The organism is Methanothermococcus sp. (genome assembly GCF_015523155.1).
In the GTDB taxonomy this organism is placed as follows: Archaea; AGJL01; Methanococci; order Methanococcales; family Methanococcaceae; genus Methanofervidicoccus.
Window position 1 is genome coordinate 44,910 of sequence record NZ_WAKW01000049.1, and the last position, 9,650, is coordinate 54,559.

General features: G+C 30.5%; 10 protein-coding genes. All 10 read right to left on the reverse strand.

Annotated features, from left to right (window positions below; genetic code table 11):
- Nucleotides 1–111 precede the first annotated feature (111 nt).
- A complete protein-coding gene (locus F7B34_RS05055) occupies nt 112–2,019 on the reverse strand; it encodes a beta-CASP ribonuclease aCPSF1 (RefSeq protein ID WP_292460746.1) in 1,908 nt (635 codons plus the stop codon).
- A 321-nt stretch (nt 2,020–2,340) separates the two neighbouring features.
- A complete protein-coding gene (gene psmB / locus F7B34_RS05060) occupies nt 2,341–3,006 on the reverse strand; it encodes an archaeal proteasome endopeptidase complex subunit beta (protein WP_292460747.1) in 666 nt (221 codons plus the stop codon).
- Nucleotides 3,007–3,153: 147 nt separating this feature from the next.
- Nucleotides 3,154–3,537, reverse strand: a complete 384-nt coding sequence (gene hisI, locus F7B34_RS05065) for a phosphoribosyl-AMP cyclohydrolase (RefSeq protein WP_292460748.1) — start codon at nt 3,535–3,537, stop codon at nt 3,154–3,156.
- Nucleotides 3,538–3,573: 36 nt separating this feature from the next.
- A complete protein-coding gene (gene hemA / locus F7B34_RS05070; RefSeq protein ID WP_292460749.1) occupies nt 3,574–4,746 on the reverse strand; it encodes a glutamyl-tRNA reductase in 1,173 nt (390 codons plus the stop codon).
- 14 nt (nt 4,747–4,760) lie between these two features.
- Nucleotides 4,761–5,381 (reverse strand): bifunctional precorrin-2 dehydrogenase/sirohydrochlorin ferrochelatase, encoded by a 621-nt coding sequence (locus tag F7B34_RS05075; protein ID WP_292460750.1) that lies wholly within the window; start codon nt 5,379–5,381, stop codon nt 4,761–4,763.
- 115 nt (nt 5,382–5,496) lie between these two features.
- On the reverse strand, nt 5,497–6,579 hold the full coding sequence (locus F7B34_RS05080) for a glycosyltransferase family 4 protein (RefSeq protein ID WP_292460751.1): 1,083 nt from the start codon (nt 6,577–6,579) through the stop codon (nt 5,497–5,499).
- Between the two features lie 83 nt (nt 6,580–6,662).
- Nucleotides 6,663–7,256, reverse strand: a complete 594-nt coding sequence (locus tag F7B34_RS05085) for a DUF655 domain-containing protein (RefSeq protein ID WP_292460752.1) — start codon at nt 7,254–7,256, stop codon at nt 6,663–6,665.
- Nucleotides 7,257–7,398: 142 nt separating this feature from the next.
- Nucleotides 7,399–7,722: an RNA polymerase Rpb4 family protein gene (locus F7B34_RS05090; protein ID WP_292460753.1), complete on the reverse strand. Its 324-nt coding sequence runs from the start codon at nt 7,720–7,722 to the stop codon at nt 7,399–7,401.
- Nucleotides 7,723–7,783: 61 nt separating this feature from the next.
- Nucleotides 7,784–8,080: a 50S ribosomal protein L21e gene (locus F7B34_RS05095; protein ID WP_292460754.1), complete on the reverse strand. Its 297-nt coding sequence runs from the start codon at nt 8,078–8,080 to the stop codon at nt 7,784–7,786.
- Nucleotides 8,081–8,276: 196 nt separating this feature from the next.
- A partial coding sequence (locus F7B34_RS05100) for a tRNA pseudouridine(54/55) synthase Pus10 (protein WP_292460755.1) occupies nt 8,277–9,650 on the reverse strand: 1,374 nt, incomplete at its 5' end.

A 9,650-nucleotide genomic window follows, 5' to 3' on the forward strand; every position in this document is an offset into this window, starting at 1 on the left:
AAATTAATATTATATAAATTTTTGTCTAATGAAATTTTAATAAAAAATAATAAAAAAGGAAAATTAAAGTTAATCCTTTATTTCGCAATTAAAAACTCATTTTTATATAATTTATTTTATTCTAATGGCATCTAAATTCATAGGGGCTCTTGTTTCTTTCTTGAATAATTTATATGCTGTGCTTGCCAAATCTACACATTTTGAAGCTTCACCATGAACAGTGAGTATTCTTTCAGGCGTAGGTTTGAGTTTTCTTAAATATTTTATAAGCTGTTTTCTGTCGCTATGTCCTGAGAATCCTTCCAGTGTATAGACGCTTAAATTTACCTTTATAGCTTTTGATTTTCCATTTCTGTTCATTATAGGGATTTCACGCCATCCCCTTTGAATCTTTCTTCCAAGGGTGCCTTCTGCCTGATAACCTACAAATACTATGGCATTTTTCTCGTCATCTGCAAGGGATTTGAAGTATTCTACACTTGGACCTCCGCTAAGCATACCTGATGTAGTTAATATTACACAAGGTTCATCACTATCAATTATATTTCTCCTGTTGTTTGTGTTTTTTACCTTTCTAAATACCTCCGATAAAAATGGATTGTCTCCTTCGTGGAAAATTCTGTTTCTTATGTTTTTTGAAAGATATTCGGGATATGCCGTATGAATTGCAGTAGCCTCCCAAATCATACCATCCAAATAAACTGGGGCATTGAATATGCCTTGATTGTACCCTTCCTCCAAAACAAGCATGAGCTCCTGGGCCCTCCCTATACCAAACACTGGAATTATTACCTTACCTTTTCTTTTTATGGTCTCTGCAACAACATTCAAAAACTCTTTTTCCGTTTCTGCCCTATCCGGAAGCACATCATCGTATCCACCGTATGTAGATTCTATTATGATGGTTTCTAATCGTGGAAACTGGCATACTGCTGGCTCCAACAGTCTGGATGCCTCGAATTTTATATCTCCAGTATATGCAACATTATATAATCCATCTCCTATATGGCAGTGAGCTATTGCAGAACCTAATATATGTCCTGCATTGTGCATTGTTAATTTTATGGCAGGTGCAATATCCGTAGTTACTCCATAATCTATTGGTATGGTGTGTTTCACACATTTTTTAATATCTTTTGATGAATAGGGTATCACCTTACCTTCTTTTTCTGCAATATCTAAATAATCCTTCTGCAATAGAGTCATCAAATCCCTCGTAGGTCTTGAACAATAAACAGGACCGTCATAGCCATACCTAAAAAGCCCCGGAACAAATCCACAATGGTCTAAATGAGCATGAGTAATTACCACTGCGTCGATTTCCTCTATTGAAAATTCTGGGGCATCAAAATGTGGAAATGCCTTATCTCCTTCAACTGCAACATTTATTCCACAATCTATTAAAATCCTACTTTCAGGGGTTTGAAGATAATTACAGGTTCTTCCAACTTCACGAGCCCCCCCTAAAAAAGACATCCTTATCCAACAATCTTCTCTTAATTTAACATCTCGATGTATTCTTCGACCTATCTTTCTTAGAATTTCTTTTACATCAGTCCTTTCCCTATAAAGAGTAGCTCTTATTGCCTTAATAGTTTCAGATGCTATTGGTGGAGTTCTTACAGGTTTAGGTGCCCATTTTATTGATTTTTTTATTTCTTCCAGTGTGCTACCTTCTTTTCCAATTACCAATCCAGGTTTTTTTGATTCTATTATTACCTCGCCTGTATTTGCATCAAATATACAGTTGGTTATTTCAGCATCCTCTGGAACGATTTCTAAAATTTTATTCTTCGCAATATCCGGTTCCATTAAAACAGATGGGTCAGGTCTTATGGATATCCTTTTTCTGAAGATTCTTGCAAGTTCTTTAACAAAAGAATTGGAAAATATCTCGGGATTCTTTGCATATATTACTACCTCAGGACCTTCAAACTGCACATCTGTAATTGCTGCGTTTCCAGGTGAGTTTTTTATTACATACTGTTTTATCTCGTTTAAAATGTCTTCTGCTGACAAAATAGACCCTCCTATTAAAATTATAAATTAAATTCTGTTAAATTAAAATTAATAAAAATATTTTAACACTTAAAACCAAGCTTTTACATTTTTATACGAATACTTAAAGCATGGTTTAAATATCTCATTTAAAAATCTTTCCGATTTACTCACTTCGTTCGTAAATAATAATAAAAAAATAATAATTTCATAATGCCTATAAAATTATTTATATTTAGTTTTGGGTTATAAAAACCAAAAGGTTTTATAAAAAATTTAATTTTTATATATAGAAAATAATTAATTTAGAAATAAGTTTTTTTATTTATTTCTATCTCATATTTATTTTCTTCTTTTACTTTTTATTTTTTCCACCATGTCTTCGATTTCTTCATTCGGATAGATTTTTACTCCATTTTTATCAATTACTGCGAGAGAAACACCATTTCCAGAATATGCATCTCTCTCCATGGCGGATACGAGTGCTTTAACTGCAAGTTCTTTTCCTTTGTTTAATGTCATATCTTTTTTATACTCTGCCTCTAAAACACCGAGGGCAGTAGGAGACCCAGAACCGGTGGCAGTAAATGAAGTTTCTTCATTTAATCCTCCAACAGGGTCAAGTGAAAATAATTCTGGACCGTGGAGGTTATCGTATCCACCAATTACCAATTGAGTTAAAAAAGGAAAATGTCTATTTCCATGCAATATGTTACTCAGCAATGTTGCGCAGGAATGTGGAGGCATGTAGTTTCCAGTTCTCATCTTGTATATTTTGGTTTCTGCGGAGATTAGTCTAACAAGTGATTGGGCATCTCCAACACTTCCTGCTATGGTCATTGCTATGTAGTCATCTATCTTATATAACTTTTTCGCTTCTTTGTCTGCTATAAGATTCCCCATTGTAGCTCTTTTATCAGTTGCCAATACTACACCGTCTTTGCATATCATTCCTATTGTGGTAGTCCCCTTCATGTATTCTTTATAGTGGTCGTTGGTTGCTATCATATAAAATCCTCCTAAATTTAATAGTTATAAGATTATTAAAAAAGTAATTATTTATTATTTATTTTTATCTTTTATATACTTTTAACATTTATTTTACTTATTATTTAAATTTTTATTTTAATTTTATTTTATTTTATCATTATATTATTAATCATACTTATCTCCAACAATGTCTATTTTGTTATTTTCTAAATCAATTTTATAGTGGAAACAGGTGTAATATCCCTCATGACATGCCCAGCCTGTCTGTTCAACAACAAACAATAAAGCATCTCCATCACAATCCTTATAAATTTCTTTAACTTTTTGCACATTTCCACTTTCTTCCCCTTTTTTCCAAAGTTTTTGCCTGCTGGTTGAGTAGTAGTGCATATATCCTGTTTCAAGGGTCTTTTTTAAAGATTCTTCATCCATAAATGCCGTCATTAAAACATTTTTTTCTTCATCTGTGGCTATGGCAATCAATAGTCTTTTTCCATCTATATTTCTAAATTTTAGGTTTAAATTTTCAATTATTGGATCTATGTTCATAATAACACCTTAATGTATATTATTTTAATTATTTTTTTATTTTTTATATTTTTTCGATAATACATTAACTATTTTTTTAAGGGTTTCTTTATCGACACAATCGCCATGGACAAATTTAACGAAATCATGGATTATCCTTTTTGCAAAAACCTCTGAAAATTTTTCTAAAACTTTTTCCGGCTCTTTTCCGTTTTCCATCATTTTCAGTGCTTTTTCAACCTCCTTTTTCCTTATATGTTCAATATAATTATCGTAATCTTTTATGATGTCCTCAACATTAAGTTTCTTCAACTGCTTTAAAAGAATCCTGAGCTCATCCTCAATAATAGTTTCAACAATAGGTATTTCATTTTTTCTCTTTTTTAGGTTCTCATCAGATACTAATCTTAAATCGTCAATGGTGTATAATATAATATTTGGGAGCTCCCTAACATTATCATCTACATCCCTAGGGTTTGCAATATCTACAATTATCTTTTTTCCTTCAATGTCTTTAAGATTTGATTTATCCAATATGTGGTGTGGAGAAGCCGTGGCACAGATAATTATATCGCTGAAGTTCAATGCCTCTTTAAGTTTGTCGAAATGAACTGCCATTCCTTTTAACTCGTTTGCAAGTCGTTCTGCTCTTTCATAAGTCCTGTTTGCAACCACTATTGCCTTTGTATTTTTTTCAATCAATGCCTTTGCCACAAGCGTTCCTATTTCACCTGCTCCTATAACCAGTATATTTTTATTTTTCAGACCCACGGTTTTTTCAACGAGCTCGACAGCAGCACTGCCTATGGACACCCCCCCTTTGTTTATTTTTGTTTCTCGTCTAGCTCTCTGACCCACATGTATAGCCTTTAAAAATATGGTATCTAAGTATCTTGTAGTTTTTCCATGTTTTTTTGCATTGTAATGACTTTTTTTAATCTGGCCGATAATTTGGTCTTCACCAACAATCATGGATTCAAGTCCTGATGCTGTTCTTAAAAGGTGAAGTATAGCATCGCCGTCTTTTAAAATATCAAATCCTTTAAAATCATCATTTAAATTATTCAAATCTATATTGGAACAGGAGTTATCGAAATATATTTCGATTCTATTGCAGGTTTGAAGCAAAATACAGTTGTCATATTTTTTGTAGAATTCCTCTTCATCAAACCTTAATTTTTCGAGCTCTGAAACAGGATACTTTTTATAATCTGCCATAAATAACAGCATAATTACACCAATTTCTATTTGTATTTATCAATTAATTCTAAAAATTCTCTTTTAAAATCTTCATTTTTAAACACTTCTTCAAGAATCTTTTTTCTATCCTTCTGTAAAGAAATATTGTTTTTCAAAAAATCCCTTAAATTGTTTTGAATAAGTATTTCATATTCGTGATTCTTTAAATAGTTTTCAACAAGTTTTCTTATATTTTTTGCTATCAATGGACTTTTTCCTTCTGTATATACTGTAAAATATACTCCATCTACATTACAGTAGGCAGGTATTATTATATTAATATCCTTTTCAAAAGTAGACGAGCTGATGAATTTGTTTAATTTTTTTGAAATATTGACTATTCGTTTATTGTTTTTCTCATCAATTGCAGTAATAATAAAATCATATTTTTGAATAGTATCTTTTAAATCATCATCCAACATATTGTTTATATCGCAAATTATAAATTCAACATTTCTATAATTATTTTCATATTTATTGATTTCCCCTCGACCAATATATTTTGTGTATATGGTTATTTTATCAGGATTTGCATGTAAAATTTTATTAAATCTTCTCTTCCCAACATCTCCAAATCCAAAAATACAGACTTTAAATCCTTTTAAATCAACGAATAGTGGTATCATATTATCTTTTTTCATTAATTTTTATTATTATTTTTAATTATTTTTATTAATCTTTTAAATTACATATTTTTAATTATTTTTTTATTTTTTTATTCATGGTTATTTTACTTCATTGCTATTTATTCAGCAGTTCCTTATAAATTCCATCTATCCTTTTTGCAGTTTCTTTCCATGAAAATCTTTTTGAAAATTTTTTCCCGTTTTCACCCATTTTTTTCCTTAAATCCTTATCATCAATTAAAATGTTTATTTTTTCCCTCAACATATTTGGATTTTTTGGTTCAACTAAAAAACCGTTGTAATTGTCCTTGATTAATTCAGAAATTCCTCCAACATTTGTTCCAATCGTGGCTTTTCCCGATGCCATGGCTTCAAGCAATACCATTCCAAGACCTTCTGAAATAGAAGGAAGCACTAAAAAACTGCATTTTTTAATATATTCAGAAACTTCTTTCTGGTTCTTTTTTCCAAGAAGTTCAATATTAGATATATTTTCTTTATCAATTCTGTTTTTAACAGCGTCGAATAAAACACCATCCCCAATGAGTTTAAAATTAAAGTCAATATCTTTAACTGCATCAATTAAAATATCAATGCCTTTTTGTGGAACAAAGGAACCAACAAAAAGTCCATAATTTTCATCCTTATTGATGTCATAAAATAAATCAAAATCCACGCCGTTATAAACCACTTCTGTTTTATTTCGATAGGATTTTGGCAGTTGATTTTTTAAAAATTCGCTCACGCAGATGATTTTATCGCAGTTTTTAATGGCATAATTGAAAAATAGTTTTCCCACAGGATTTTTTGATAGTTTTAATACATCGCTTCCGTGAAGTGTTAGTATGTGGGGGATGTTATATTTGTTTCTTAATAGAGCCCCTACAACACCCTGGGGAAATGCGTAATGGCTATGAATCATATCAATATCCATATCATTTAATAACTCTTTTCCAATTTCATATCCTCTGTGAGCATAACTTATTCCCCGAAGTTTTGGAATGTAAGGAACCTCATGTATATGAATATTGGTAAAACTATTATAATTGTTATTATTATCATCCATCTCTTTTGATTTATAATTTAAAATATGAAATTCATAATCTCCAAGATTATTTAAGTTATTTATTATATTTTCAACATGAAAGGTGATTCCCCCTATATACGGATGAAATATTGTAGGCATAAGTATTTTCATATTATCCCCATTATTGAAATAAAAAAATAAAAATAAAAATATGTCTTGACATAAAATATACTATAATACCATATTGATAAATATTAGTGTTCTATATGTTGGTGTTCTTTCCATTTAACAAATAAATAGTATTTTTGTGGTTCTTTTAACTCTTCTTCTATCCTTTTTGCAATGGCATCCAGTAAATTTCTATGCACTCTCTTTTCAACATCTTCAAAACTTTCAAATGGTTTTACCTCCCTTTCCTCAATTATTTTCCACATGGTAGTTTTACCAATACCTGGAAGGAGTTGAAGAGAATGCATTTTGTTTGTTATTGGTTCGCATTCATTTATAAATTGGATGAATCGTTTTTCATTCCTTTTAATTGCTTCTTTTATAACATAGAATAACTCTGTTTTTGCCGTAGGTGTTAATTCTTCATATTTTAACATTCTTGAAATATATTCTACCTTATCTCTCTTACCTTTTCCAATATAAACCCTCTCCGCCAATTCAACAGTTTTGCCATCTTTTAACACCAACTCCATTAATACAAATTGTTTTTCACCAAAAGCCTGTGCAATAGGCTTTCGTTGATGAAGTGGTCTTTTGTCCTTTGGATACCCATATTCAAGAAAATCTAAAACATAGGCGTAGCTCTCAAACTTTCTCTTTTTAGATGTATGTCCTCTCATATTATGCACCCTGTAAATTAAAAAAATTGTGGAATTAAAAATTTAAATTGTCTTTAATTATATAATGTATATATTAATAGAATAAAAACATATTGATTTAAAACAGATATGAAAAAAGTTTTATTTAATAAAAAAAATTTTATTATTTGTATTGGCTTACAACATCCAATATTTCTTCCGAATTCTTTGGAATATCGGATTTGTAGAATATTAACTTTAAATCTTCCGTATCTTCTGGAAGTATATCTGCTATTTTAATTGCTGTTTTTTCATCCAACCCGAGCTCTACCAAATCTTTAACGAGATTTTCTACATCTTCGACACTCAATCGTGCAAATTTTTCTAAATAATCCAATGCACAGCCGTGCTCATAGGATAACTCGTCAATATTTGCTTTATTCTTAATCATCTCTTTAGCATGAGATATTGAGGTATACCTCTCAGAGATTATTTCTTTTCCTATCATAATAATACCCATCTTAAAAAAGTTTTATTTTAAAAATAATTAATAAATATTAATAAAATAATTATGCCTTACATTCTCTAAGGTGCTGTGGTCTAACTATTATATCTTTGTATTTATTTCCATCTTTTACTCTAACAATGAACGCACTCCCTCTCTGACCAACAACTGTTCCTGTTTTTCCGTGGAATTTTGGGTGAGGCATACCTTTCTGAACTGATGGGTCGATTATAACATGAACTATTTCTCCTTCTTTGTATTCTTTCAGAGCTCTTGTGATTGGAAATAATCCTTTTTCTCTCGGGTGTTTTTTAAGTTTGTATCTTGTTTTACTTCTAAATCCTTCACTTTTTTGTGCCATGTTTATTCCTCCTGTTATGTTTAATGTGTTTAGTATATAAGCCGTTTAGAGTATATAAATATAAGGTATAATGTATAAACATATTTTTTACATATAAATATGTAATATTCTATAAATAATTTCACTATAATATTTATTTTAGCTATAAAAAGTTATTGTTTTTATGTTTATATTTTTATATATTTTATATGAGATATTAGTTTTCTCCATTTTCCATATCATGAACATCCAATACATCCAGCGTTTTACAGATGCATTTTTTATTTAAAATCTCTGAAACCGATGGAGAGGTTCTTCCCTCATCTCCACTTATAAGCTCCTTTATATATAACCCACCATCGCAGTATAATGTGAGCTCGAAAGTTTTGGAATCTATCCTATTGGCACGTGCTTTATATACCTTACGAACCCTTACCAAGTCTGCTCTTCTGTGGGATACTCTTATAGGCGTTCTCTGATTTATGGTTAAATTTTCAAGTTTCACCACCAATTTTGAAATTTCGTCATCATTTACATCTTCTTCACATTCTACAATAGCGAGATAGGTTTTTTTGTGGGGCTCATTTTTGAAGAAAACAACATCTTTTCTAACGCCGTAATCTAAATTAAGAATTTCTACCTTTCCACTTTTATTTACTTCCTCTTTAAGTTTTTCTAAATCAGCCTTTCTTATTTTCGGTTCTTTTATTTGGAGAACAAAAGGTCTTCCGTTTCCGAGCATTCTAACATCTATATCTTCTCTTCCCGCACCGTGAAATGCCTCATCCCTTCCTTTAAATGCTTTCATAAAAGGTTCTGCTATTATCTCTTCAACAGAGGTGGGGTACTGTTTTCCCGTGTAATTACATTTTTCACACCCTTTTCCCCTACAATACCTACAAGGCCAGTGCGTTTGTGGAATGCCCCTCAAGAGTTTTCTATATCTTCCTTTTATAAATATGGGGTTTATTTGTAGTTTTATCTTCCTATTATATGGATTTATCATAATCACAATATCGGGGCTGTTTTTATCCACAATCTTTCCAGTTTTTTCAACGAGCATTTTACCCATAACCCTATTAAATTCTTGCCTTATACTTTCCATATATGGTGTTTCAAGTTCTTTTTCAAGTTCTTTTATATTCTTTGGAAGCATGGTTCCAACTAAGAATGTTTCATATTCGTAATCCTTTAATAAATCTATTACTTTTTCTGAAATGATTTCTAAATTTTCCTTACTAAAGATATTTTTACACCAAGGGCATAAATCTACTTTTTTTTCTTCTTTATTTATCTCTTCTGGCATATCTATTAATTTTATTTCAGTTAATCCGCTTTTATATCTATATTTTAACTGTTCCTTTATTTTTTTTATTTCTGATTCTATTTTTAGTTTTATTTCCGAACATTCTTCTGTTTCTTCTCGGTCTTCTGATTCAGCTAATTCATTATATTTTTCCATTAGAGTTAGTAATTTTGATTCCAATTCAATTGCTTTTACAATTTTTAGCGATTTTCCTCTTTCATAATTTGATGTATGCAGTAGCTTTGCATAAAGTCTTCCAAAACATCTATGGCACAAGGGGTATTT